The 26,923-nt window shown below is 54.3% G+C and carries 18 protein-coding genes; all 18 read right to left on the reverse strand.

All coding sequences use genetic code 11. The annotated features are described in order from the left end of the window. Nucleotides 1-578 (reverse strand): hypothetical protein (locus tag TH25_RS23325; RefSeq protein WP_147253084.1); only part of this gene is annotated, 578 nt, incomplete at its 3' end. Further along, nucleotides 578-3,325 (reverse strand): toxin VasX, encoded by a 2,748-nt coding sequence (locus TH25_RS23330; protein WP_114090669.1) that lies wholly within the window; start codon nt 3,323-3,325, stop codon nt 578-580. The genes TH25_RS23330 and TH25_RS23325, both read right to left, overlap by 1 nt. Nucleotide 3,326: 1 nt before the next feature. Beyond that, nucleotides 3,327-4,688, reverse strand: coding sequence for a DUF4123 domain-containing protein (locus tag TH25_RS23335; protein WP_114090670.1), 1,362 nt, complete (start codon nt 4,686-4,688; stop codon nt 3,327-3,329). Nucleotides 4,689-4,950: 262 nt separating this feature from the next. Further along, complete coding sequence (locus TH25_RS23340) at nt 4,951-6,342, reverse strand: type VI secretion system domain-containing protein (RefSeq protein WP_114090671.1); 1,392 nt, start codon at nt 6,340-6,342, stop codon at nt 4,951-4,953. Nucleotide 6,343: 1 nt separating this feature from the next. Next, nucleotides 6,344-7,735 (reverse strand): WD40 repeat domain-containing protein, encoded by a 1,392-nt coding sequence (locus TH25_RS23345; protein ID WP_114090672.1) that lies wholly within the window; start codon nt 7,733-7,735, stop codon nt 6,344-6,346. Continuing rightward, nucleotides 7,732-11,361 carry a type VI secretion system membrane subunit TssM gene (tssM, locus tag TH25_RS23350; RefSeq protein ID WP_114090673.1) on the reverse strand — a complete coding sequence of 1,210 codons (3,630 nt, stop codon included), beginning with the start codon at nt 11,359-11,361 and terminating at the stop codon, nt 7,732-7,734. Before tssM ends, TH25_RS23345 begins: the two co-directional genes overlap by 4 nt. Before the next feature lie 12 nt (nt 11,362-11,373). Continuing rightward, nucleotides 11,374-12,153 (reverse strand): type VI secretion system-associated protein TagO, encoded by a 780-nt coding sequence (locus tag TH25_RS23355; RefSeq protein WP_181847810.1) that lies wholly within the window; start codon nt 12,151-12,153, stop codon nt 11,374-11,376. Nucleotides 12,154-12,155: 2 nt separating this feature from the next. After that, entirely contained in the window at nt 12,156-13,712 is a 1,557-nt protein-coding gene (locus tag TH25_RS23360) for a sigma-54-dependent transcriptional regulator (RefSeq protein ID WP_181847812.1), read from the reverse strand. Between the two features lie 2 nt (nt 13,713-13,714). Beyond that, nucleotides 13,715-16,495 carry a type VI secretion system ATPase TssH gene (tssH, locus tag TH25_RS23365; RefSeq protein ID WP_114090676.1) on the reverse strand — a complete coding sequence of 927 codons (2,781 nt, stop codon included), beginning with the start codon at nt 16,493-16,495 and terminating at the stop codon, nt 13,715-13,717. Then, nucleotides 16,495-17,358: a type IVB secretion system protein IcmH/DotU gene (icmH, locus tag TH25_RS23370; RefSeq protein WP_114090677.1), complete on the reverse strand. Its 864-nt coding sequence runs from the start codon at nt 17,356-17,358 to the stop codon at nt 16,495-16,497. The genes tssH and icmH overlap by 1 nt, the downstream gene beginning before the upstream one ends. A gap of 5 nt (nt 17,359-17,363) precedes the next feature. Beyond that, entirely contained in the window at nt 17,364-18,710 is a 1,347-nt protein-coding gene (gene tssK / locus TH25_RS23375; RefSeq protein WP_114090678.1) for a type VI secretion system baseplate subunit TssK, read from the reverse strand. Between the two features lie 8 nt (nt 18,711-18,718). Continuing rightward, complete coding sequence (gene tssJ / locus TH25_RS23380) at nt 18,719-19,246, reverse strand: type VI secretion system lipoprotein TssJ (RefSeq protein WP_114090679.1); 528 nt, start codon at nt 19,244-19,246, stop codon at nt 18,719-18,721. Further along, nucleotides 19,243-20,700 carry a type VI secretion system-associated FHA domain protein TagH gene (tagH, locus tag TH25_RS23385; RefSeq protein WP_114090680.1) on the reverse strand — a complete coding sequence of 486 codons (1,458 nt, stop codon included), beginning with the start codon at nt 20,698-20,700 and terminating at the stop codon, nt 19,243-19,245. The genes tssJ and tagH overlap by 4 nt, the downstream gene beginning before the upstream one ends. A 14-nt stretch (nt 20,701-20,714) precedes the next feature. Then, a complete protein-coding gene (tssG, locus tag TH25_RS23390; protein WP_181847814.1) occupies nt 20,715-21,701 on the reverse strand; it encodes a type VI secretion system baseplate subunit TssG in 987 nt (328 codons plus the stop codon). Next, a complete protein-coding gene (gene tssF, locus TH25_RS23395) occupies nt 21,698-23,470 on the reverse strand; it encodes a type VI secretion system baseplate subunit TssF (protein WP_181847816.1) in 1,773 nt (590 codons plus the stop codon). The genes tssG and tssF overlap by 4 nt, the downstream gene beginning before the upstream one ends. A gap of 6 nt (nt 23,471-23,476) precedes the next feature. Continuing rightward, a complete protein-coding gene (gene tssE, locus TH25_RS23400; RefSeq protein ID WP_114090683.1) occupies nt 23,477-23,932 on the reverse strand; it encodes a type VI secretion system baseplate subunit TssE in 456 nt (151 codons plus the stop codon). After that, entirely contained in the window at nt 23,932-25,413 is a 1,482-nt protein-coding gene (gene tssC, locus TH25_RS23405; RefSeq protein WP_114090684.1) for a type VI secretion system contractile sheath large subunit, read from the reverse strand. The genes tssE and tssC overlap by 1 nt, the downstream gene beginning before the upstream one ends. A 65-nt stretch (nt 25,414-25,478) precedes the next feature. After that, nucleotides 25,479-26,006, reverse strand: a complete 528-nt coding sequence (gene tssB / locus TH25_RS23410) for a type VI secretion system contractile sheath small subunit (protein WP_114090685.1) — start codon at nt 26,004-26,006, stop codon at nt 25,479-25,481. Nucleotides 26,007-26,923 lie beyond the last annotated feature (917 nt).

Consider the following 26,923-nt stretch of genomic DNA (forward strand, 5'->3'; position numbering starts at 1 on the left):
CGAACAACCATTGGACCACTGGTAAAGAACCGGAATGACAGCGGGTCCCACTCGCCTCTATATGAAAATTCAAATTCAGAAGCTGGCAAGATCCAGAGCTTCCCCTGATCCCAGCCATAAATAGCACCAATTTTTCGATTAACTCTGAACGGAGCCGGACGACGGATAAAAAAATAAGCGAACATAAAAGTAAATATAACTACAACGAAAACAGGTGTGAAAATATATCGCATCGGTTCTGCGTAAAACTGGATCGCGACATATTCCAACGGTGTCGTCGTATCGGTGCATGACAGAAAATGATCTCGCAAACAATCATACAAATATGACTTCTTCCACCCAATATCTGTCCCCCACAAATACCCCCTTCCCACCAAACCCAAATAATAATCAATCCACTCCAATTTTCCCGCCAAGTAAGGGAGAACAACATATCTTATCGTTCCTATCCATGTGCCAATACCAGCGAGGCCAAATGCCATTTTCAAACGACCGAATTCGTATTGCTCTACATTCAAAACATCTTTACAGGGGCGAGACAAACCCTCAATTTGAGATTTGGCGCTCTCTACCACCATTATATTCTCCCTTTATCAAGTAATTCGCCTGTAAACGTCATTGGTGTATCTCCACCCGTATATTCTTTAATACCACGCGTATATTTGGCCTTAATATAATACCCCTCTTCAAACTCGTGCCGCCGCCCCGCAATGTTCGAGCCTCTTAACTTGCCAAAATCCGGGCCCGGGTCAATTTTCACCACAATTGCAGATGATCCCGCCATCATCCTGACATGGATCTGTTCTTTATGATCATCGCCACTAAGTTGACCATCTGCCAAATTATATTTCACTTGCCAGGAACGCCCGCGCAATTCACGAATGGTTAAATCGAGTATGCCTGGTTTTTTCTCGGTAAATGCCGGGCTCTCGATGAAAAATAGTCCGTCATCGTCAACTGAATTCTCAATTTTGATTGTCCATAATAAGTCTTCAAACCAGTGAATTTCAGTTTTAAAATACTCATTCCAGGGCGCAGGCTGATTGCGTGTTTTTTCTATTAAATTTACACGCCTTTTTAGCCCCCAATATGGAGTACGACTTCCCCAAAAGCACTTTCGCACGACGTCTTCAATATCGGAATAACTCAAGAACGTAATCCCGGTGCCAATTATCATGAACACGACACCTGCGATCGCAGCAGGTGGGTAGAGCATAATAAATGAGCCAACCAAGACTGCAAAATTGCCTATGAATTGAGCAGGGTCCTCTCGTTCAACACCCCGAACCACGCCCCCATACGAAGAAAGAAGAGTCAACACTATAGACAATCTGGGCAATCCCAACGACACAATCCGGCCAACCCCAGCTACGGATGCAAGGCGCGGGGCATAAATCAGATCTGCTGCTCCTTCGGGAATGGCCCGTTGGTACAAAGCACGCAGGGCGTTTTGCGAAATTTGCTCGGTGGGCGCAAATGCCGTGGCAGTTTTCGTGCCTAAAGTTAACGCGGCATCTGCAATAGAGACCGCTATTGTCGTGACGTTAAAAGCCTTACTGGTAAGAACCGATGTAATGGCTCCTTTTTTAAATAACTCATATTCTTTTTCCTGCGTCTGCGCCGTTTCACAAAGGGCCCAAAAGCCCAGCAATAGTGAAATACCAGCAGCACCACCCTCCAATGTGTGAATGGTGCGATCCGTTCGCAAACCGCCCAAAAGCTTGACGTCACCATTGATCTCGACCGCGGGCAGATCTACTGTCGGCATCCGGGTATCAATGGCCGACAAATGCAGCTTTCCGGACCGGCTAATCCCGGCAACGAGATCCTTCACCTCGGCATCATTAAAGGTACCTTGCAGGAATCTTACCGCATCCTCGAACGAGACTTGCTGTTTGGTCAGCATGATGGTGCCATCAGGCGAACGGCGATAAACATTCTCGATGGCGTTCCTAAGCACCGGGTCATTCCGCACTTTGGGTTCTACGGCGATCTCAAGAGCAATGGCTTCAATCGTAAGATCAAATATAAAACGCGACTTCCGTATTTGATCATAATATTTAGGGTTTATCTCGTCCCATGCCGTAAAAAAGGCGCGCAAAGACGTATTTAAAGCAGAACCATTATTCCTGTCAGCGTCTGGAATGTCTTCGGCACCGCCCAGACCTTTGCGAATGGCAATATGCCCCTGTGCCGTTGCACCAAGCCCATCAAGAACCCTGCCGAGCATCAAAGAAGCGTAAAAAACTGCGGCGGGATCATTTTCCTGGTGAAATCCAAGAGCCAGATGTTTACCCAGGTACTGATCATTTTCATTACTCATGAAAGTATTAATGCCGGTAATCAGTTCCTCGAGACTATGGTCAATACTTTCGACAACTGAAACAAGGTTGTCATAAGATACTTCCCAGCCATCTGCAAAAGCAGACTTCTGAAGCTGGTACCATTCCTTACGGTCGGGCACCTGATCCTTGATCACCTTGCAAAACCGACCGATGGTTAGAGGATAGGCATTTGCATTGGCGAAATTCTGTTTATGCAGCACTTTCGCGGCATATCGAAACTTCATTTCCAGAATATCACCCAGCGGGTCATGCAAAGCTGCGATCACAGCACATTCATCTGAAATTTTTGGTGGTATGGCTGCTGCAAACTTGGTTTGAGACAGGCTCAAACGTGCGGCAAGGACCGGGCTTTTACGCTTGGGCGCTGGCTTGAATTCCTCCACCAGTTCCTCAGCCTTGCCGATATAGGCCGCCCACTGGTTTTGCCCGCGCAAGTTAACCGGTTGCATGATCTGCTTGCGGAAACTTTCCTGATGGCCCTGACGGAAAAAGGATGACGGCCAGCGATATTCGCTATAGGCCAGCCACACCTTGCTGGCCCATTTCGGTACCCAGACGGTTTTGCTGGGCGGGGTGGAGCTGTCATATTTCCAGGCACCCGCACCGTAATTGTCCGTCCACTCGTATTTGGTGAAGCTGTAATCGGCACGATGATAGCTATCAGTTCCTTGTGGAACGAAATCACCATTGATATCCTGGCTCTTGGTATCATAGCGAAACACGTACCAGAAGCCAGGACCTTCACGGTCGCTTGCTTCTTCGGTTTCCTGCGGGTTTTCGACATAAACATAAACAAACCCGCGCCTTAGCGTGCGGATGATATATGATCCCGGATTACCGATAGAGGTTGGTTCCTGCACGCTGTCAAGATCATAGGGCAGAAGTGAAAACCGCACCGGCAAAATGGGGATCATGCCGCGCTTGCAGGGGAAAAATGTTTCTTCTGAATCTGCATTGGCAGAAAAATCACCATAGTCCATGTCAGTCACCCACCATCTTGGTTGCCAGGGTCAGCAGGGCGTCGGCCCGGTGCACATCGCTCATATCTTCAAAGTTTTGAATTTCGGCGGGGTCGAGCTTTTCGGCTTTCTGCCCGGCCCGGTGCAGCACAAATTGTGCTTCCATTGTTTTCAAAACCGCCAGTTCTGAGGTCATTCCCAGTTCGCGGGCATAACGATACTGTTGGGTCAGGACATCGTCGTCCGGGCTGTTTTCGTATTTGGCATTAAAAAAGGCCTTTACCCGGTCAATAAAGCCCGTGCGTTTATTCCCGGCAACAAAGGCGCTGAAGGTTGGGAAAAACGGTTCGCTTGCCGTCGCCTCGCTGCCGGTCTTGCCGACAATACGCGCCGCCCCCTCCTTGTGCGGGGCAATCAGCACTTCAATTTCGCGAAAGAAACCCTCGGGAAACGGGCCTTTGGGATGTTCGTGCAAGTAATAAACAAACATGCGGTCCCAAAAGCGCAAAAAGAACCATTTATCATTGCTATCGCGAATTTTGGTGAATTTGCGCAAATGCCGCCAGATATCATCAAACCCGGCAGATGACCGGATAAACGCTGCGGCTTCACGGTCCCAATGCTGCCAGGGATGATCCCCCTTTGACAATAAATCACGGGTAAAGCGCGCATCCTTTTCAAGTTTCACCAGATAGGGCGCAACCTCGCCCAGATTTTCACCCGCCTCCCCGGTAAACAGGCAGCGATATTCCAGCCCCGATGTCGCAAGATTTTCCACCAGATGCGTCATTTTCGAGGCATCAATCACCGCATAGGTGGCAAGCCCGGTTTTGCCGGTTTTTTCAATATCCCCAAACAGATATTCCACCAGCTCATCCGGCACGGTTTTGGGCGGCCAGGCGCCAAACTGGTCATCCAGCGGGGTAATATCTTCCTTCAATTCTACCCAGATGGCATCGGCATGTTCGCCCGGCCCGTCCTCCGCCGTTGCCAGCGGGCCGATTTCCACCGGGCGGTAATCATGGACCATGCGGGCAAGGTCAAGGGCGGATTTATCCTTGGGATAGCGCATCATCCAGCGTGTTGCGGGCATGATGTCCTCGCACCACAACAGGCGCAGCGGCTGATCGGCAAGGAATTTTTCCAACGCCTGTTCAAAACCGGCACGGTCGCTGGTCAACACCGCAACAAGGCCTTTACAATGGTCATCTCTATCGCCTGGCAGATCAAACCGATCCTCCGTCTGCGATGTGTCGCCGTCTTGAAGCGGCCCCTCGCTATCCTTGGTCCCGGCGTCATTCGTATCGGCGGCACGCACAAAATGGCACTGGGCCAGCCAGGGTTCGGAGGTTGTTACAGCATCACGTATCAGATCAACAGACATAGGCTTTCAGCTTCCGCTTTCTGGTTGCACAGAACCCGCAAGATTTCAAAAACAGCACGCGGGTCGACCGGCACATCATCACCATGCCCAAAAACATTGAGCAGAATCTGCAAAAATTTCAAAAAACGGCCCCGATGGACAGGTCCGCTCAATCAATTGAAAAACAACAGTTTTTCAAAATCTGACTTTCATGCCCGATCTTCAAATCGGGCGAAATTTCGCCCGACAGGCTATTTTGCGGCCCAATTTGGCGATGAATCGATCAGCCAACACGGCTGCGTTCCTGTTGCACCTCGCGCAAAAGGGCCTTGTCCCATTCGCTGAGTTTGGCGACACCAAATTCATGCAAAATCTCATCAAAAATCAGGCGGGCATGGCTTTTTAGCCCATGTGTCGCCATTTCCTTGGCCAGGGTAAATTTCGCCAATACCGTCTCGCGGCCAGAGCTGCTTTTGGCAACCGCGTCATCAGCAACCCGCAGGGCATCTTCCAAACTGGGCTTTTGGGTATCGGTTTCCTGTTGATCGTCCGGATCAGGTGTATCGTCAGAAGAGCCATTCCCCGATGATCCGCCCTGCCCCTTTGCCTTTGCGGACGAGGTGCCGACATTTGCCAGCCACTGGGCAATTTCGGGCGAAACATAGGGCTTGTTATTGGCATATTGCAGCTTATCAAGCCCCGGCAGAGACTGGACACGTTCGGCAGAGCGCCAGGCAATGGCATCGGCCACGGCATCATGGCCCAGTTTGCGCGCCATCCGCTCGGCCAGTTTCTGGCCTTCAAACCAGTCCGGGCTCATATAAAGGCGATCTTCAAGTTTGGCGAGCTTGGCCTCGTCCGGCGCAGTGGCAGCGGCCTTGTGTTCATCAAGGATAAAGGCCGGCATAGCCTGCTGCTGGGTCATACCATCGGTGTTTTCCGGCAGGGTTTTATGTTCCAGCCAGGCGGCATAGCCGCGCATCAAATAGGCCACCGGCGCATCGGGATCAAACTGGGTAATGCGATCCGCAACGGAGCGTATATCCTTGCGCAACACCGCACGATCGCGCGCATTCAGCTCCCGCGGGACGAATTCACCGTCTTTGCCGCCCCCATTCGCCGTCTTGTTATTTTCCTGCGGCGGCGGGGGCGATTTGGCGGCTTCAAGGGCTTCGCTTAACGGAGCAACATCCACCCCATGCGGCGCGGCAAGTTCCACCAGCGCCAGCGCCTTGGCCCGGCTTTCATCAGGCAGGGTGCGTTCAGCCTTGCAAACATATGCCACCCCGGATGCCAGATAGCTGATGATATCGCCAATCCAGACATCGCGCAGCCGACCGGCCCGCTTGGATTTGGGGTGCATTTCCTGCCAGGCCTGAGCAAACAGATAGGTCGAAAGCTGTAGCGCCTTTGCCAGATTGGCCGCCGTGGTCGGCTGGTTTGTCAGTGCCAGAACGGCACCGTGAAACGCCTTGAGATGGGCACATTTGGACAGGACCGCCGCTGCCTGTTCGGCAACGGCATCCCAATCCAGGCTTTCAGCATTCAGGGTGCCACGCTTCATCAGTTCATTATCGATCTGATCCAGCGATTCCTGAATGTCGTCGTCAATCTCGCCAAATTCCCGGTCGGGGCCGGGAATTTGGGCCAGAATATTTTCAATCGGAAACTTCATATCAGTCGAACATAAAGGTTTTTTCGGGCTGATCGGCCATCACATGCCAGCGGGCAAGCTGCCCGTCGGCCTGGGCGACTATGGCCTGGGTTCCATCCGGGCTGATTTCAACACCCACCAGTGGCGTATCGGTATGAAGGGCGGTGCGAATATAATGACCGGTCTTAAGGTCCCAATATTCGATATTGCCTTTGGTGGTGGCAACGGCGATGATTCCCAGCGCATCGGACACGTCATAACCCACAATGCTGCCGCCCTTTTCCGGGGAGATTTTGGCAACCAGAATATTGCGTTCGGTGTTCCAGACACGGATCATGTCATTGTCTTCACGCGCCAGAAGCAGGCTGCCATTTTTGGCAAAACGGCCCTGCGTCATATGTGCGCCGGAACCCACATACAAACGGCGGGATTCCATTGCATCAAAATCAATGTAATAGGGCGAACCAAAGGCCTGGAAGATCGCCGCATAACGGTTATCGGGTGACACCACGATGTTATAAACCACGGTATCAAATTCCAGGGTATGGACGACCTCGCCTTTTTTACGGTCATAGATCGTCACCGTGCCATCCTTGGCCGAGGAGACAATAAGGTCGCGCCCATCGACATTGGCAATATCAAGCACCGGCCCGGCATGGCTATAAAGCCGGGTGGTATCAACCGAGGGCTTCCATTCCTCGATCTCGCCCCGGTTGGTGCCGTAAATGACGTCATTATACGCACTGCCATCCATCACCTGGCGGGGTTGGGATACCTTGTTTTCGGTAAATTCAACCATTTCACCGGCGGCAAGATCCCAAAGTTCCACCCGGCCGCCTTCAACCGCCATTGCCAGATAAGGTGACTCCTTCACCGTGCCAACATCGTACACATTGGTCAGGTTAAAGGTACTTTTTTGCGGACGCAAAACCACCTGCTGGCTCAGATCGGCGGTATTCCACGACATCATGGTTCCGCGCGGGCTTTCACCCACAATACGTTCCTTATCCTTCCCCGCCAGCAAAACACCGCTCAGGCGCGGAGCAATCTGTTCAAGTTCGGTATCGGTCCCCTTCGGGGTAAAGGTCAGCGCCTTGCCATTGCGATAAACCGCAAAAGGCACATTTTCCGGCCCGGCAAAGCCAAAACCGGCAAACGGGCTGTCTACTGGCTGCCCCAGTTTCTGAAAATCAAACTTTGCCGCCAGGCGGTCACGATCAATCTTGTCAAGCTTGTCGCGTTCGGCATCCGTCATGCCAAACCCCTTGGCGCGCAATTTGGCTTCGGCCTCCGCACTGAGCGGACCGGTATAGGTCTTGCCCGCCTGGGGGATCGAGGATCCCGGACTGGCACAGCCCGAGAGCATCAATACCGTTGCAACAGCCGTTAACGTTGAAATACCGGTTCTGGTCATGAAGATAGTCCCCCATGTAGATTTCTGGGCAAGGAGAAGCCACTAAGCGGACTGTTGAAAAACGCGTTCACACGGGCTTCCGGGCGAATGCGGAATGTCGCAGTCTGGCCGTTGGCATTGGCAAAAGAGATATCGACGGAATTGTTGTCGAGGTTGGATTTCTTGGCCGCATCATAAAGATGCAGGAACGACCACGGCCCGTCGAACTGTTTGGACATCGACCGTCCCGCCCCGGACAGGGCCGACATATCCACGCGCGACGATGCCGGACCATCAATAATATTGGGCCAGAAAACCGTGATCGGACGGCTGGGGCCGTGGCTGCTGACAACCAACTGACCTTCAAAATTCAGAACCGCACGGCTGATATTGGCATTCATGCCCACCGGCGCGACGCTGAATTCAACCGACAGATCGCCTGTCTGATTAAAGAAGCTTTTGGTAATGTTCATTGCAGCGCGCAACTGGGTGGTAAAGTTGCGGTCAACCGTAATGGACTGGCCATCGATCACTTTGGGTTTTCCGGTGTTTTCATCAACAAAGGTCAGCAATTCCTGTTTGTAGAACGCATCAAGAATGCCACCGGGGCGGAAAAATTCTTCAAAATCCTTCAGCGGCAAATCATTGCCCGACTTGCGGTTGAAAGGATACTTGCCGGCAATAAGCCGTTGATAGGCCCCATAAACCTGATCGTGCCATTTGCGACCCAGCGCAACCGACGCACCGCGCATGATGATGCCCCAGGACTGATTGGCAACCGATTGCAAATGCTTGCCAAACGGTTCCGGTGTCCGTTCTGCAACGCGTTCGAGCACGAAAATCGGGTCATCCCCGGCCAGTTTGGCCCGCTCGATCGCCAGTTCCAGCGATTTTGCGCTCGGATCCGAGGCGTCGCGCACGGCTTTCATATATTGATAGACATCACCCAGGGCGTCTTCGATTTCATCCATGTTGGACGGGCCGCCATCCGGGCGTTCCGCCAGCATTTCGCGAATATCGGCAAAGGCCCGTTCAATATCACGCGCGGCCACCCGGTTCGGGTCTTCAGGTGTTTCAAAATCCACCTGATCGGCCAGGGTTTCGCCATCTTCGCCTTTGGATGCTTCCCTGGGTTCATACAGAACCGAATTATCACGCACCAGTTCAGCCACCCGGCGAATGGGGTTATTGCCATCTGCCAGCGTATGGAGAATTTCGGTTGCCTGCTTAATGTCGTTAAACGGGCGTACCTGCATGGAATTCAGGCCGTGTTTCCAGGCACCAATATAATCATTGATATAGCTTTCGCGGACACGATCACGAATTTCATCATAATCGGCATCGGTGATGTTGCTGGTTTCGAGTTTACCCAGCACCCACAAATCATCGCCGGCAACCTTTGCCACCTGTTCAAGCTGCGGCACGAACATGGCGTGATACTGCTTTTTGGTGAAAAAGCGCGGAATTTCAAACGGGCCCTGATCCGGTGTGCTGACACTTTGCACACTGCAATCACTTGCCGCCGCAATGCCATTGCCTTCGGTTTCTGCCGCATTCGCTTCCTGTTGCAAATCCACCGGCTGATAAACCACATTAAAGGGTGCCCCGGCGGCAATCGGCAGTTCCAGCGGTTTGGACAGTTTCTGTGTCGTCCGTGACCGGATGGTGCGATACACACGGGTAAACGGGGTTTGCTGGCTGAGATCCCGCTGGGCCTGGGCAACCAGATTGGCATCAACCTCATAGGCCTGCGGGTTGCGTTCCAGCATGTAATTCAAATGGGCGGCAAGCTGCTCGCGGGTTTCGGGTTCCTGTTTCAGGCGCGTATTCCAAAGCTGGTTGAAATAACCATCGACAATGGCATCATCGCGACCGCCCAAATCGGCCATCATGCGATAAACACGCAGATAATCCAGTTCCTTGTCGCCGCCTTTGGGGCAGACAGACCGCAAATTACGGGCCAGCCCTGCCACCAGGGCGGGGGCAAATTCGTTATGCAGTTCGTAATTATAGGCGCGGTCAATAATCGGCCCAATGTCGCGCCCCTGATACAGGGTCAACTGTGCCTGCACCGCACCGACATCGCGATAATCGCCAAATTCATCAATCGCGGCCCGCAATTCATTAAGCGGTTTCAAATATTGCTGACCTGTCGGGTCCAGGCTGGCACGCGCATCGGCCTTGCTGAAAGCTTCGGTCTTTGCCAGCACATCCTGGGCGCGCTCCAGATTGATCTGGTAACGGTCGTTCCAATAGAACACACCGACGATGCACGCGGCAGCCCCAACGCCAAACGACATCAAAATGCGCTTGCGATAACGTTCCTCGACCCGGAAATTGTTCCCGGCCAAACCTGCCTCGGGAAAGACCACCTTTTTGAGGAACGAGGTCACAAAATAAGGGTAAGACGTGTTCTGGCTGGTGCCATAAAGCGGGGCTGGCAGGGCATAACGCTGGCCCACGGCCTCCAGAAACACGTTACGCGGCGCATTTTCCTGACGGTTGCTAAAGAAATACAAACCACGCACCAAAGGTGGTGTTGTAAATTTGTCTGGCGACAAGGCCCCTTCAAGGAATGACCGCAGCGGTGCTTCAAGCCCCAGGAAGGTCCGATAAAACGAAAATGCTTCCTGGCGGCTATTGGCCGATTTCAGTTCCAGCACCCGCTTTTTCAGGCGCAGATGCAAACGATCCAGATAATCGGCATATTGCTTGTCAAACTGGTCCAGCCAATCAGGGGTATGACGGCCTTCATAGAGGAAATGAAAGCCATACAGCATTTCGCGGTCCGCCGCACTTAGCGTTGCGAAATAGTCGGCAAAACCGGCCACCTGGTCCAGCTTGGTAAAGGCCAGATGGATGGTCATGCGGGTGCCAAGGCGCTCGACCGCATCATTAATGATACGACGGATTTCCAGGGCATAATTTTCGCGCTGGTTAAACGACATGCCCATAAATTCGGACAGATCAATTGCCAGAACGATCCCGTTGATCGGGCGGCGCGGGCGCACGCGTTGCAGATTGGACAGGAACGCATCCCACAGCGCATTTTCAACCGACGAGCGGCGCTGCTGCGGGCGGAAATAATCGCCATTCAGGTCCAGCAGCACAGCCTCGTTGCCAGCGACCCGCCAGGAAAAGAACTGGTTGGCCTGACGCGGCGGCAATTCGCGCAAATCAAGTTCAATTTCATGATCAATCGGAAAACGCAAATCGCCATTTTCGATCAGGCTGGTTTTACCACTGCCCGACTGTCCGAGCACCAGATACCAGGGCAGGCTGTAAACGCCCCGCCCCTCGCCCGACCAGCGATTGCGGATCACCGTCATGGCACGGTCAAATACCTGCGCCATCGCAGTTTTTTCCATTTCCTCCTCGGAGGGCTGGCGCGAACTGGCATTACGGCGTGCCAGCAACCAGCGCACAACCGCCCGAATGGCCATAAACAGAAACAGGCAGATTGAAAGTATCAGCAACCCGGCAGAAACAACAAACCGAATGCCTTCATCCTTGAACGGATAAACACCATGTGTGCCGATGCGTTCGCCAAAGAAATAAATGATCGGCGCCATGATCAGGCTGAACACCGCAATCAGCACCAGCGGACGCAATAGTTTCTTGAGAAGATTGAATAATCGCTTAACCATTTTCCTGACCTGCTACCTGCTATCCATTTTCCATGCGCAATGACGGCCCATCATGGGCAGGGCGCTGCGCAACGCATCAGCATCGAAAAACAGCGAACGCTGTTCGTTTCCGGCATCAACCGACACCTGAATTCTGCTGCCATTGGTAATCGTCTTTAAAAGCCGGATGCTTTCCAGCCCGCGCGGGGTTTCCAGGATGTGCCCCTGGCCATTAACGCGCAAAAGCGTGCCAATGGCATTTTCCTGCGCAATACTGTTGCCATACAGAAAACGGGCATCGACCGTGCGACCGGCAAAGTCATTTATCCACATCAGGCGCATCCGGGTGATGTTGTTTTCGCAACTTACCAGCATTGCCCCATTCTCCCCGGCATCAGCCAGGGCCGGCAAAGCCAGATAAAGGTCCGCCTTTCGACGAAGCTGATCAAAATCGGCCATGTCGCGCGGCGGATTGATGCGATCAAGCAAATCGCCGTTCGTGCCGGTTATCTTCGCGCCGGTCTTGTGGTCCAGCAATGTCACCGCAACACCTTCGGGTGTGATATTTGACGAACGCAAAAACCCGTTCACGTAAGAAACCGCCAGCGGCGTTTTTTCATCCTCTTCTGCCGCCGGTTTTGCGATGGCGATGCCCGCATCCCCCGTATTGGGGCGACCCAGCAGGCTGTCATAACATCCCAGCCGGTCCAAGCGGTTTGCCTTGGCAAAACAGGCCTTAAGGCCATCATCATCAATTACAGTTTGCGCATTGGCATGAAAGCTGGCAGCACATGCCAGCATCGTTGCCATCATGCCTAAAGTCCGTATTTTTTGCATTTATCTGCCAGTGTTCTTTTGGGGACACCCAGCATCTCGGCGGCCGTGGTACGGTTGCCATCGGTTTGCGCCAATGCCCGGGTAATCAGGTCCTGTTCAAACATTGCAAGTGCCTCGGGCAGGGGTAAAATCCCTGGTGTCGAGACGTTCTCGGGTTCGCTTTGCGCATCCACGGCCTGAAAATGCTCTGCCGTTAGCATGGTGCCATCTTTGGCATTGCTGGCCGCAAGGCGGGTCAGCCCTTCAAGTTCGCGACGGTCCCCGGGAAAGGGACGTTGCGACAAAAAGGCAAAGGCCGCCGGATGCAGTTTCAAGTGACGTTTTTCCTCGCGCTCGATGCCGTTCAGAACAGCCTGGACAATATCGCCAATGTCTTCGCGGCATTCATCCAGCGAGGGAACGGTGATGGCCATTTCGCGCAAGCGGTAATAAAGGCCCGGCAAAAAAGTGCCTTCCTGGGCGCGGGCGGACAGGTCCGAACGCGCCGAAACAATGATGCGCGCCGCAAGCGGCAAATCGCGGTCACTGCCCAACGGGCGATATTGCCGGGTTTCAAGCAACCGCAGCAGCATTTCCTGACCGGGGCCACAGAGGCGGTCAATCCCGTCGAGATAAACCACACCATTGCCCGCCTTGCGCAACAGGCCCTGGCGGGCACTGGCAACCCCCTTGATCGCGCCGCGTTTGTGACCAAAAAGCTCGGGCGCGAAAACATCAATCGGCAGGCTGGCACAATTGGCATACACAAAGGCGGACGCCGAATGCACGGAATGTTCGTGCATCGCACGGGCCACCTTTTCCTTGCCCACGCCATCTTCACCCAAAATCATGACAGGGCCGGTTTTATCGGCCAAATGCGCCACTTTTTCGCGCAACGCCTGCATCGGACGGGAACGGCCAATCAATCGTTTGGACAAACGGCCGGTTTCACGCTGACGCAACGACATGCGGTCGCCTTCCGCACGGGCCAGCGATTTTGCCAACATTGCCTTTTCATTTTCCTGGCCCGCCACCACCTGGCGGGTTTCAATCGCCGCTGCCACCGCGCGCAAAATCTGCCGCGCCACACTGCGATCCAGCCACGGGGCAATCGCCCCGTCAGACAACACCACAGCGACACCCAAAAAATCGGCATTGGCGCGCGCCAGGGGCAACACCGCCACGTGCGACGGGCAATTCACCCCGTCAAGCGCCGAAATGACCGGCGACATGTCATACCCTGCCGTTCCATTATCCAGGCACAGGTTTTTGCCGGTAAAGGCCACCTGGGTTAACGGACACACCGGGGAGCGCCCCCCACCCTGTAACGGATGGATCCGCGACCCCGGTGCCCAGGTTGAAAAACCCTGGGCATAACCGCCAGACAACACCAGGTTGCGCCCGGTGGCGTCCAGCAAATAGATCAGCGCAATGCGACCGCCGGTCATATTGGCGATCAATTCGCCACTTTGAACCAGCACTCCGTCCAGCCGTGTCTGGTTCACCAGATTGCACAGCGAAACAAAATGATCGCGCATATTGAACTGATCGATCATGTTCATCCTGCCCGAGCCTCTTTCTCGGGGATGTCACCCTCATCCGTTTCCGAATTCTCGGCACCATCGTCATCGCCTTCTTCGGCAATTTCGGGCAGGAAGGTCATCACAAAACCGCCATCCGCCGCATCAAGCTCCAGCGCATCCAGGCTGGCATGATCGGCAATACGTTGCAGGGCTTCTTCGGCGATGCTGGGCAAAATCCAGCGGTCAATCACCTGTTCAACCATGCGTGCGCCATTATCGGCATGGGCACACAAATCCTCGATCAGGGCCAGCACCGCATCATTCCAGCGCAGATCCATACCGCGTACCTTTTTAAGGCGGGCAGCAAGACCATTCAGCTTCAGATCAATGATCTGCTGGATGCTTTCGCTCGATAGCGGTTTAAAGCACAGGATGCGCATGCGCGCCAGAAGGGCCGGTTTGAAATGTTCCTGCAAATGCGGGCGAAGGGCCTTTTCCAATGCCTCCATTGATGCGCTTTCAACCGTTTCACGGTTTTGCATCAGGGCATCGGAGCCCAAATTCGACGTCATGAAAAACACAACGTTGCGGCAATCAATTTCGCGGCCTTCGCCGTCATTGATCACGCCTTTATCGAACCCCTGATAGAAAATATTCATCACATCAGGATGGGCCTTTTCGACCTCGTCAAGCAGTACGACCGAATAGGGCATCTTGCGGATGGCCTCGGTCAAAATACCGCCTTCACCATAACCAACATAGCCGGGAGGCGAACCAATCAGCCGCGAAACCGTGTGCTTTTCCTGATATTCGGACATGTTGATCACGCTCAGGAACTGGCGACCGCCAAACAGGTTAAGGGCCACTTGCTCCGCCGTTTCGGTTTTACCCACACCGGACGGCCCAACCAGCAGGAACACCCCGCGCGGGGCACTGTCACGCACCAGATCAAGCCGGGCGGCCTTCATGCGGTCATGGATAACCTCAATTGCCAGGTCCTGGCCCTTGATCACGCTGCGCAGCGCATCGCCCAGCCCCAAAATACGGTCGGCATCATCATCGGACATGGCCGCAGCGGGCACACCGGTCCAATCCGAAATGACATCGGCAATAACGCCCTCGCCCACTTCAAATTCAACCAGCGCCGTTTCGTTGCGACGCGCATCACGCAATTCCGCCAGCAGAGAAACGATTTCAGCCCGCAGAGCTTCGGGGTCCGGAGCTTCGGGATTTTCTGTCGCGTCCTCTGCCGGTTCAACAACCGTTTCGTCATTGGCCGCGTCATGCCCCTTGGCAATCAGGGTGCGCAGTTCAATAACGCGGTTGACCTTCTGTTTTTCCACCTGCCAGCGATGTTGCAGTTTTTCCGCCTGGGCACGCAGGCGGGCAATGGTTTCCTCGATATGGTCACTACTGCCATCGGACCCGACGGCGGCCATGCGACTGTCACGGGCCCGATCGGCGCGTTCGCGTTCCAGCATGGCAATGCGTTTGTTCAGCCAGTCCAGTTCGCGTGGCTGGGCGGACTGCCCGGCGGCGACACGCACAGCGGCAGTATCGAGAACGTCAAACGCCTTGTCAGGAAGCTGCCGACCAGTCAGATACCGCACCGAAAGGGCGGCAGCCGCATGCAGGGCGACATCCGAAATATAAACGTTATGCTGGCTTTCATATTGCGGGCGCAGGCCACGCAAAATGGTGACACACTGGTCAATCGTCGGTTCGGCCAGCTTGATCAACTGGAACCGGCGGGTCAGGGCGGCGTCCTTTTCAAAGTATTTTTTATATTCCGACCAGGTGGTGGCGGCGATGGCACGGATCTGCCCGCGTGCCAGGGCCGGTTTTAACAAATTCGCCGCATCCGACCCGCCAGCAGCAGCCCCGCCGCCAATCAGGGTGTGGGCTTCGTCAATGAACAGCACAATCTTTTCCGGCGCGCTGATCACTTCATCAAGCACGGCCTTCAGGCGGCGTTCAAATTCACCCTTTACCGAGGCACCGGCCTGCAATGCGCCCAAATCAAGTTCCCACAGGGCCGCCCCCTGCAGGGCTGCGGGCACATCGCCTTCGACAATTTTAAGGGCCAGCCCCTCGGCCAGGGCGGTTTTGCCCACGCCCGGATCACCGACCAGAATGGGGTTGTTCTTGCGACGGCGCGACAGAATATCCGTCATTTGCGCAATTTCGGTATCGCGGCAGAATACCGGGTCAATCTCGCCATTTTTGGCCTGCTCGGTCATGTTGCGGCCAAATTTATGCAGCGCACTTTCGCTCTGGATCGGGGCTTCCCCGTTGCCGTTGGCACCCCCCTCGCGGGCCGGGTTATTGGGGTCGCCGTTGCCTTCCATGCTGCCTTTCACCAGGTCATAAAAACCGGTCAGGATGGCGCGGCTATCCAGGGCTTCAAATTCGGAAAATACATAAAAATGGCAATAACGATCCGGGTTTTGCGCCACGGCGGCAAAAATGGTTCCGGTGCGGATATTGTCTTCTTCCAGCTCGCCACTGCCCAGCATCAGGGCATCCTGCAACAGCTCCAGCAGCAAGGTGGCAAATTCCGGCAGGTCCTGTGCGCCACGGCGGGCATGATCCAGCGACTTGCGCAATTTGGCTTCCAGGCGTTCGGGCTGAATGCGCAGCACCGACAGCAACTTGCCGGTATCGCCGCCCGGCTGTTCCATCATTGCCAGTAACAGGTGGCTGACCGTGACTTCAAACTGGCTTTGTTCGATTGCCATTTCGCTGGCCCGTTTCAGGGCTTCACGGCTGTAAGTATTGAGTTTTGATAAAATACGTTCTTTGGAAACCTTTAACATCAGGGCCTCCCTGTCATGTTGTTTCCACCAAGAGAGGCTTCGATCTTCGCCTCGATCCCGTCGATCTGGTTGCTGAGATTCTCGTTAAAGGCAATATTGATGCCCGCCAGAAGGACAAGGCATACCAGCACCACGCCCCATACCGGAAAGCGCCATCCCATGCGTTCCCTGGCGTCATAGATATTCGGTTCCGGGTTCACCAGCTTGTCGGGGGCTTCGCCCCGGTGCTTTTCCAGAACGCCATGCACATTGACCAAAAGCTGTTCAAGTTTGGCCTGACCATTGTGCATGACATGATATTTGCCCTCGAAGCCAAGGGCGATGCAGTAATAAAGCAGTTCCAGAAGATCGAGGAAGCGGTGCGCTTCGTCCATCACCCGGTCCAGAATGGCAAAAACCTTCTCCCCGCCCCAGGTTTCGTTATGGAAGATCGACAGCATGGGGCGCTCCGGCCACAGGCTTTCGGCCCCCCACACCTGGGACAGCACGGCTTCGTCAAGGGTGGCACATAAAATGTAACGTGCGGCCAGCACGGTGGCCTCGTCATATTCCATTTTTTCCAGTTCCTGCTGGAAAATCGGAATTTCGTTGACCAGGCGGCTATGCAGGGCTTCGATGTCGTTGAAATCGTGCAAATTGCGAATACGGACACTCAAGCCCAGCAAGGGCACGGCAGCTTCCAGCAGGCGATTTTTACCCTTTGCCGAAAGCTGGAAATCCATCGTTTCGCGTGACGACATCAGGTTTTCAATCATGTCATCAGGCTTGCTGCCAAGCTGGCGGGGTGTTGGCCCGCCCTGACCATTGGCCGGCAACGGGGCCGACCGCCTGGAATCATATGGTGATACGGCAATATCGCTCATTGGCTTTATCCCATGATCGCCCAGAATTGCAGTTCAAGTTCCGGGAACTCCCCGGCGATATGAAATGCAAATCCGTCAGAATTTTCCAGATGTCCCCAGCGCGGCGAAGAACGTTCCAGCGCGAAATAGGAATATCCGGCGTGATAGGGCAGCTGACGCGGGGCAACCGGCATCAGACGCAGCGGAATGCCCGGAAGCTGCTTGTGAACAAGTTCGCGAATTTTCTCGATCGAACTGATTTTCGACTGCGCAACAAATTCGCGGTGCAGGCGTTCCTGCGGCACATTGGCCTTGACCGCCAACACAAATTCCGCTGTCCGGATCAGTTCACGTTCATGAACCGGGGCCACGACATAGCCATGCAGTTTATGTTCATGCGGGATCGGAATGGCATTTGCCACCAGGGTTGCCGTCACAAGCTGGCGCAAATGCTGTGTTACCGTTGGCCAGCATTGATGCGGCAGGGCATGGTCATAAACCGGCAAATCAGGGCATATTTTGCTTTCATTCAAAAATGTCGAAAGCTCGCCAATGATTTGCAGCAGCAATTCATATACCGGGCGCGGATGCACCATCGACATGCGCACATAATGGCGCAACAGCGGTGCCATCGAATTCAAACCGCGCAGCAGCAAAAAGTCGGCAACTTCGGCAACCCCGTTCTGGTCGGGTTTGCCTATGCGCCCGGCAATGGTGGCGGCACGCTGTTCCACGCCATCGGCCAACTCGCCCAAAAACCGGCGCAGCGACGGGGCCGCCGAGATCGAGAGCATGGTGGGGTAAAACCCCTTGTCGATGACAATCGCCCCTTCGCCGGTTTTATCGACAATGCGCGCCACCGCCAGCTTGGAATAAGCCGACAGATCCTGCGATCCCGGCAGCAGCACCGGGCAGGCCCGGGCCACATCAATTGCCGCCAGTTCGCCCGCCTGCACGGTATTGTCGCGCACCGCGATTTCATCGGTCACATAGCGCGCGGCAACGCCTGTTGTTGCGGCATTGCGGTTCCGGTCAATCTCGATGCCACCATCAATCATCAGCGGCACACACAGATAGATGATTTCGTTGGCGGTCAGGCCTTCGGAAATATCCAGAACCGGGGGTGACACGTCCGTTCCGGGAATGTCAAACACCGTGCCATCGGGCATGATGCCACTGGCAGAAACAACGGCAACCTTGCCCAGCGAGAGCAGTTCCTCGTTCAGGATAAGCTGGTGGAAGCCAAAATTGTGTGCCTCACTTCCCGACGCATAACGCTGGGCCAGATTTTCCAGATAGCGCGTCTGCTGCTGAAAGTGATGGGGTTTGACAAACAGGCCGTCCGACCATGCCACTTTGTTATGCGAAGCCATAAGCGGGTTTATCCTTCCTGCTTGACCAGACGTACTTCTTCATCGAGCAACAACAGCAAGAACTGATCGTTGTCGCCGACATCGCGCACATTGACCGAGGTGCGCCAAACCGCCTTTTCCAGGTCCAGATATTCGGCAATTACCGCAATTTTCCTGGTGCCTTCGGGCAATTCATACGGGCCAAGCACCTGGTAGGTGTCCGGTTTGATCATGGTTTCGCCAAGGTCGGCCTTCAGGGTCGATCCCAGGGTTTTTTCCATTGAATCGGTCAACGAGAAATAATCGTAGCTAAACACGCGGTGGTCACTGCTGAGTGCGAGAACCCGCACAACAACCGGAGAGGGTTCGCCCTGAAAATTCTTGTTCACATCGGCTGCGGCATAGGCCTGCAACGAAACCTTGGTCGGCTGAACTTCATCAGCACCCACCTGAATATCGGGATCGGAAATAACGTCATAAATCTTTTCCGATGTTTCACAGGCCGCGAGGGACAAACCCATAACAGCCACCAGAAAAAAGCCCGCCAAACGCTTCATTGTTCAATATCCCTTTCGTTTTCTTCACCCAGATCGCGCTGCATCTGTTCGTGACGGCGCGTCGCGCGGTATTCGTTGCCAAAAACTTCCCAAAACAGCATTTGCAAACCCTGCTGGCGCTGAGACCGCAATTCGGAGAAATAAGCCCGGTACATCCGCCAGCACCAAGCGTCGTAGGCCTCCTGGTTTTCCGGGACACCCGCCGCGTCATAAGCCTTGAACCGGCGTTCAAGAGCACGGGGCAACAGGGCGGCCAGCACGGCATCAAGGGCCCGGTCGATGGATTTTTCCGTCGCCGCCTGATGCGAATTCAAATGATCAAGGGATTCCTGCATCGCTGCGGGTGCCGACAGATGCACCGGCCCGCGCTTGGAGAAAAAGGCATGCAGGGCCTCGTCGGCATCGCGGCTAAAACGGATCGGGTTATCTTCAAGCGCATGCAGGTGCATGGTTGCGAGCGGAAAATTGGCCGAGCGTTCCGATGTGCTTTTGTAAATCTGGTTTAACCCCTCAAGGGCGGCCCGAAGGGATGCACCAATATCACTCAGCACACGGGCGGCCTGTTCGGTGCTCATTTCACCCAAATGAATACCCAGGCTTTTTGCCAGCGGGCGCAGCGCAACGTGGTCCACAGCGTGGGGCAGATCGACCGAAACCGCATCAATGGCACTATCGGTGTTGCGCGATGCCCCGTAAGAAGCCGACGAGGATGTGGATGCCGATGATGCCCCGCTTTCAGACTGAACCGGTTCTTCAAAACCGTAACGGTCCCGGCGGATACGGGTATTGGGCATCGAGGCAAAGTGCATGTCGGCATCATCCTGTTGGCTGTTGGTGACACGGGGTTCAGCACCGCGCTGCAAATTGACATCATCCTGAAGCAGAATTTCATCATCGCTCTGGCGCGAACGCCGCGCTTCGGAAAAGGCGGAAAGAGGGTCGGTCTGCTGGCGGGCAACCCGGCGTTCATCAAGCACGTCGAGCGGATCATCGCGAGTTTCGCGGGCCGCCTCCGATGCCTCGACCGGTCGGGCCTCTACATAAACGCTATCGCGGACCAGCCCTTCGCGGTTGCCCTGTTCGGCCCCGACCATGGAATGCACACTAACCGGGCGCGCATCGAGATATTCGCTTTGCCCGGTGCTGACCGTGCATTTCAGATTTTCGATCTGCACTTCGTCCTTGTCCGACAAAATAACCGGGCGGCCAGTCGGGATCGGGGCCTTGGCACGGTTGATACGAATATTGGCGTTTGAAACCCGTTCGATGGTGAAATGACCATCCGTAACCATGACACGCGCCGCCGTTTCGGGAATGGCCCCGTCGCTATCCTGGATCTGCCAGGTGGCATCCGGTGCCGAACCGATCAGCCCGCCCCGTTGTGAAAACACAAAACTGACGGGAAATGCGGGTACCGCGTCATGCACATTTTCAATTTGAAATTTTGCTTTCATCGTTTGTCCCGTTCTTACCCTCGTGCCTGCAACACCACGGGCTTCAGCCCCTCGCGCTGCGTATTGCCAATAAATGTTGTCCAGCCCAGACTGGCGGTATCCGGGCAGCCCAGCTTGAATGCCGGGACTTCATTGCGTTGAAGATTAAGTTCGATGTCATAGGCCAGCTGATCCTTCAGCAGGAATTCCACCAGTTCCTTAAGGCGCGCATAATCCTTGCCGCTGGGCAGAAAATCGCGGAACCGCTGGAAGGTCAGATTGCGCAAAACCACGGTGAATTTGCCTGCCCGGTCCTCGACAAAGCGGCCAATGACAAAATCCTGGCCCAGCGACATGTTCACACTGCCCATGCGCGCACGCTGATCCTGCGGAATTTCGACCTTGCGCAATTCAAGCTGGCGGATCGACACGTCGGGCAGGGAAAAGGCGTGCGCGATCACACCGCTAACCATTTCTGCCGAGCGCACCCGCCCCGCGACAACGCCCAGATAGGTCAAAAGCTTTGCCCAGGGCACATCGGCCTTGCCACGGCTTTCATCACCGCCAATGCCGATCAGCGAAAACATCCAGTCGGAAAACTGGTCGGTCGCACCGGCATTATAGCGCACGTAATAACGGTATTTCCGCCAGATCAGGTAAAACAGCCACACCAGGCGGTTCGAGAAAAAGTCGTTAAATGCCTGCTGTACCCCTTCTTCCCCGGCACTCCAGGCCGCCGTTTCCAGCATGTGGGATGGCAGCGGCGACGACGGCCCGTGCAGACCCAGAAACGACACCGTCATTTCCAGTTCCTTGCCACCTTCTTCCTCGTCCACCGGGCGCAGTGACACCACATCGGATGCCGGAAAACCCAGCCCCGGCGCGACACGGAAAATCAGGTCTTCGACCTTCTGGGTTTGCAGCGCACGTTCTTCGACCTGCTGGCCCGATGCCTTGAGCAGAATATCCACCGCGCGAAAAAACGAATAACGCTGCGGGTTGGCTTTCAGATCGTTGATCATATGAGGGGCTGGTTGCCGATACGGGCCGTCCATCGGTACTCCTCCCCTGCTTCCAGTCCACGCACGACCAGTTCGTGGAACGAATTGATGGTGGCATACAGCGCGAAAAATTCGGCCAGAACGGTCGAGAACAGATACATCTCGCCCTCGCTGGCAAATTTGCTTTCGCGCATGTCGATCGTCGAACGCATGCCGCGTACCGGCAGGCCCCTGAACAGACGGTCGATCGTATGCGATGAAATATTGGCAATGCCTTCCAGGCGCATCACGGCTTCGCGTTCGCGCTGTCGGTCCACCTTGGCGTTGAAATCAAACACGTTCAAAATGGTGCGCAGGGCCTCGACACTTTGCAAAGACAGGTAATTCAGCGACAAAGCCGAAATAAGCTGCCACTGCAGCGCGCCATCAACCACCGGGTAACGTGGCGGTGTGGGCCGTGTCACATTGGTCGGGCTGACAAAAGACGGGATCATATGGGTGGGAATGCAAATATCACCCACTGCCAGATCACGCGGCGTTGCCCCGTTTGAACAGGTCAGGCGCACCGAAACCGTTTCACCGTCATTGACCTGGTAAAGCTCATCCTCGCGGACAAAGGAAATCAGACGGTCGAGCTTTTCACCCGACAGCGACTGGCGCACCTTTTCCCGGAAATAAACCGCCGCCCGGCCATCGACCCGCTCAATTTCGTGCATGAAGGATTCAAACCGGCTGAATTCGCGCGAAATACCACCAGAATGACCTTCTTCCGACGGGCGCCAGCCCGTCACGGCATCAATCGAAAAAACCTCAATCTCGCCCGCATCGCGCCGGGTCGGGCGGATGTGATATTCGGTGCGGCGACCATCGAGCAAAATCGGTTCGGCATCATGCTCGAACAAATTGATCGCCGGCACACAATGCAGCAAAAAGCTTTGTTTACCAATGCGCACGTCAGGCGGCATCGGGCGTTCAAATTCAAACACCACTTCAAAGCGGGTGGCATCCGCCCCCAAATGAGCGGTTGGAATATTTAAAAGATCAACAAAGTAATATTTCTGCGGAAAAGCATAAAATTCCTGTAACAACCGATAGCCAACAAAGCTGTTATCAGGATAGGGCAAAACTTCTTCGGATTTCTGAAGACCAACCTGTTTGACGCAATCCTTGCCAAGGGCAATTTCATTGCCCGTCTCAATATCACGGATTTTTGCCATCTTGAGATAGCGATGCAGCCACAGGCCGAGCGTCAGCGCGGAATAATCGCTGCCACCCAGGTGAAACCGCAGGCGCGTCAAATTGATGCCGCGAATTTCTTCTTCGGCCAGGCTTTCGATCTGCATGGTGATGACGGATTTTTCCTTCGATACACCATGATGAATATCCGTGACACTAATTGGCAGAATTTCGGTGTCATAGGCGGTGCGGAACTTGCACACCGTACCGCCAACCGGAATGCTTTCCACCTCCAGCCCGGCAGGCAGCATCTGGCTTTCGTTAATCGCCCCTTCGCGCGGGTTCATTTGCATGACCACCATTGACGGCACCGGGCGCAAAAAATTGGGCCACAACAACATCAATAGCGACTGGGTGACTTCGGGTAACTGATCGTCGATCTTTTCCCGCAACCGCCCGGTCAGGAGGGCAAAGCCCTCCAGTAACCGTTCGACATCGGGGTCGGTACTGCGTTCGGACAGGTAATTTGTCAGCTTGGGGAAATGCCGGGCAAATTCTTGCCCGGAATTCCGCAAATAATCCAGCTCATCCTGAAAATAACGTGCTGTAGACACAATGACCTACCTACCCATTCTCAAGGAAAACGAACGCCCTTCGGAAAGAACCAGATCAATCGTGACCTGTTCGCGGGCCGAACCGATTTGCGTGCGTGCCGATATCTGGAAAAACAGTTCAAGCCCGTTTTCCTGTTCGCGATCAAACCGCACGGCCACGTTGCTGACACGCGGCTCGTAGGTTTCGATGACATTGCGAATATCGTTCGCCACGATGCGCAGCATGTCAGCCGAACCGACAGAGGCATCGTTAAAATCGGCCAGCCCGAAACCGGGCGCACTTTGCGACCCGCCACTGCGACCATTGAGAACGTTCAAAAGATTGTTCTTGATCGACGCAACGCGGGCGGCAAGCCTGTCGCTCACATGCGAGGTCTGCCCCAGATCGTCGGCACGGATGCGTTCCATCAGAGAACGCGACCGTACCGCTTCAACATGTTGACGTGCCAGGGGATGATTCATCAGTCTTTATCCAAACGGCCAACCAGGGACAGTTCAAAATTCGCGCCCATATATTTAAAGTGCGGACGCACCGCCATGCTGACGCGGTACCAGCCCGGATCACCGGCGACATCCGAAACCTCGATTTTGGCGGCACGAAGCGGACGGCGCGAGCGCACATCAGCTGGCGGGTTTTCCTGATCGGCAACGTACTGGACGATCCAGGCATTCAGTTCGCGTTCAAGGTCGGCACGCTCTTTCCAGGCACCGATCTGTTCGCGCTGTAACACCTTGATGTAATGCGCCAGACGATTGATGATGAACATATAGGGAAGTTGGGTGCCAAGCTTGTAGTTGGTTTCGGCTTCCTTGCCTTCCTTGGTGTTCGGGAAGCGTTTTGGCTTCTGGATCGAATTGGCCGAGAAAAAGGCGGCGTTGTCCGACCCTTTGCGCATGGTCAGCGCGATGAAACCTTCTTCGGCCAGTTCAAATTCGCGACGGTCCGTGATCAGGGTTTCGGTCGGAATTTTCTGTTCAAGCTGACCGAATGATTCATAAACATGAACCGGCAGGTCATGCACCGCCCCACCCGACTGCGGACCGATAATATTCGGGCTCCAGCGGAATTTGGCAAAGCTGTCATTGATGCGTTCACCCAGCAGAACGGCGGTATTGCCCCACAGGTAATTTTCGTGGCTGTCTTCCACTGCTTCACGATACTGGAAAGTCTTGGTCGGGTTTTCCAACGGATCATAGGGAGTGCGCAGCAGAAAGCGCGGGGCGGTCAGGCCGACATAACGGGAATCTTCGGACTCACGCAGGCCACGCCATTTGGCATATTGCGGCCCTTCAAACAGCGAAGAGAGTTCCTTGATTTCACCAAGTTCGGTGAAGGAATCCACGCCAAAGAATTTCGGGCTGACCGAAGAAATGAACGGTGCATGCGCCATTGCGCCAACCGAAGCGCAATATTGCAAGAGCTTCATATCCGGCGACGAGGCATTAAAGGAATACATGCCAATCATCGCCCCGACCGGTTCGCCACCGAACTGGCCATAGCCCGCCGAATAGACATGCTTGTAAAGGCCGGACTGCGGCACTTCGGGCGACAGTTCAAAATCTTCCAGCAGTTCATCCTTGCGGATGGACAGAAGTTCGATCTTGATGTTTTCACGAAAATCGGTGCGGTCCACCAAAAGCTTCAGGCTGCGCCAGGTTGATTCCAGTTCCTGGAATTCCGGATGATGCAGAATTTCGTCCATCTGGCGCGAAATCTTGCGGTCCAGTTCCGCGATCATGCGGTCAACGCGGGCCTTGTTGACCGGCTCGGCCGACGTATCCCCCGCCAGCAATTCGGCGATAAAGGCTTCAACACCCTTGCGCGCAACGTCATAACCGTCATCTTCCGGGACCAGATTGCTTTTCGCCATGATCTGGTCAAGCAGGGAATCCTGGGCGTGACCTTGACTTTGGGCAACAGGATCAAGTGTTTCGGTATTCATGGTTCTCGTCTTTCCAACACGATGTTCGGCGTTTCAACGCCTGGCATTGATATGTTTTGGGATGATCAGCTTTTATCGCCGGCATCATTGCCGTCGGTTGCGGCGTCCGCTTTCTCCGAACCATCAAGCTCGGCCAGCAGGGCATCGCGTTTTTCCGGATCATCGACGATTTCGCTTAGCGCGCGGCGGAAAGCCGGCAAGTTGCCCAGCGGGCCTTTCAGGGCCGTCAGGGCTTCGCGCAGGTCAGCCAGCTTTTTGAGCTCGGGCACCTGCTCGACAATGGAATCAGGGGAAAAATCCTGAAGGCTTTCAAATTTCAGCTTCAGGTTAAGGCTGGCATCGGGGTCATCACGCAAAACATCATCCACCTGAAGCGTGCGCTCCAGGTTCATTTCGCGCAGGACATTGCCAAAGGAATTCTTGTCGATTTCAACCGCTTTGCGGCTTTCAAGAGGTGTATCGTCGGCCTTGCCGGCGAAGTCCCCCATGACCACCATCTTAAGCGGCAGTTCGACTTCTTCCTTCTGGTCCCCGGTTGCCGGTACGAATTTAACGTTAATGCGCTCTTTGGGCGCTACAGAAGAATCTCTCATGCCGTCTCCAATCTCGAACTCTGAACCTCGTGACGGGCGCCTGCCTGTGTGCCGCAACCGGCAACAGATCAAAACGCCAATCACAATTCCGGCCCTTTCAGGCCCGGAGGCATGGCAACATCGCCAATACCCCCCGCAATCGCGATTGGTAGGAAAGACGGAAAACCGGACATATCCTTAACGGACATCTGCGGCTTACGCACAGTTCGGCCTGTATGTTTTTCGGCACTACGCCCAAAACCATCAAACCCCGCATTCCGGTCACACGGCGTCATCGACCAGCAACGAAATGACCAAAGGCCACAATCACAAGATCAAAGTCGCCGATATCCACATACCGACAGAGGGTTTGCTCAACCTCCACGATACCGGAAAACGGTTATATGTCTGGCAAACGAGTGGATGAGATGCCAAAACCAGGGGCATTTCACGAAAATCGAAACTAACCGTGTATAGTACTAGCGCCCACACAAAAGGTTAGTATACAATACTTGAGTGAAGCCTGAAAGTTTAGGTCATCATACGTTTAAGTATATGTTACGTATTCCCATCCAACATTGTTAGCCCGTCTTTTCCCAACCAAATATTCTGCGGAATTTTTTCCGCTATTTTTAGATGACCCTACCACGAAAACTCGCGGTGACTCATTCTGTACATGAACCTACAAGCATTTAACTCGTATGGACAATACTTTAATGTTTAAACATTATGTCCAAAATGTGATGAATTTTGAATTACTGAGAAACTACGGGGAAAAACGTAGAAATGTCGCTACAGGACGAATTTTTACATCGTGAATATTTTCAAGTTCTGGAACACAAATTCCAAAGCTGAAAACCGCAGAATTTGCGGGATTCAGGCCACACACTGCCTGTTTTTGTGCTAAGTGGACACCCGCAAAAACCTATCGTCAGAGC

The sequence above is a fragment of the Thalassospira profundimaris genome (genome assembly GCF_003326755.1).
Lineage (GTDB): Bacteria > Pseudomonadota > Alphaproteobacteria > Rhodospirillales > Thalassospiraceae > Thalassospira > Thalassospira profundimaris_B.

Excerpts from the sequence above, each read along its gene's own strand:
- TH25_RS23330 (WP_114090669.1), bottom strand. The coding sequence starts at position 3,325 with ATGGACTATGGTGATTTTTCTGCCAATGCAGATTCAGAAGAAACATTT.
- TH25_RS23335 (WP_114090670.1), bottom strand. The coding sequence starts at position 4,688 with ATGTCTGTTGATCTGATACGTGATGCTGTAACAACCTCCGAACCCTGG.
- TH25_RS23340 (WP_114090671.1), bottom strand. The coding sequence starts at position 6,342 with ATGAAGTTTCCGATTGAAAATATTCTGGCCCAAATTCCCGGCCCCGAC.
- TH25_RS23345 (WP_114090672.1), bottom strand. The coding sequence starts at position 7,735 with ATGACCAGAACCGGTATTTCAACGTTAACGGCTGTTGCAACGGTATTG.
- tssM (WP_114090673.1), bottom strand. The coding sequence starts at position 11,361 with ATGGTTAAGCGATTATTCAATCTTCTCAAGAAACTATTGCGTCCGCTG.
- TH25_RS23355 (WP_181847810.1), bottom strand. The coding sequence starts at position 12,153 with ATGATGGCAACGATGCTGGCATGTGCTGCCAGCTTTCATGCCAATGCG.
- TH25_RS23360 (WP_181847812.1), bottom strand. The coding sequence starts at position 13,712 with ATGATCGATCAGTTCAATATGCGCGATCATTTTGTTTCGCTGTGCAAT.
- tssH (WP_114090676.1), bottom strand. The coding sequence starts at position 16,495 with ATGTTAAAGGTTTCCAAAGAACGTATTTTATCAAAACTCAATACTTAC.
- icmH (WP_114090677.1), bottom strand. The coding sequence starts at position 17,358 with ATGAGCGATATTGCCGTATCACCATATGATTCCAGGCGGTCGGCCCCG.
- tssK (WP_114090678.1), bottom strand. The coding sequence starts at position 18,710 with ATGGCTTCGCATAACAAAGTGGCATGGTCGGACGGCCTGTTTGTCAAA.
- tssJ (WP_114090679.1), bottom strand. The coding sequence starts at position 19,246 with ATGAAGCGTTTGGCGGGCTTTTTTCTGGTGGCTGTTATGGGTTTGTCC.
- tagH (WP_114090680.1), bottom strand. The coding sequence starts at position 20,700 with ATGAAAGCAAAATTTCAAATTGAAAATGTGCATGACGCGGTACCCGCA.
- tssG (WP_181847814.1), bottom strand. The coding sequence starts at position 21,701 with ATGATCAACGATCTGAAAGCCAACCCGCAGCGTTATTCGTTTTTTCGC.
- tssE (WP_114090683.1), bottom strand. The coding sequence starts at position 23,932 with ATGAATCATCCCCTGGCACGTCAACATGTTGAAGCGGTACGGTCGCGT.
- tssC (WP_114090684.1), bottom strand. The coding sequence starts at position 25,413 with ATGAATACCGAAACACTTGATCCTGTTGCCCAAAGTCAAGGTCACGCC.
- tssB (WP_114090685.1), bottom strand. The coding sequence starts at position 26,006 with ATGAGAGATTCTTCTGTAGCGCCCAAAGAGCGCATTAACGTTAAATTC.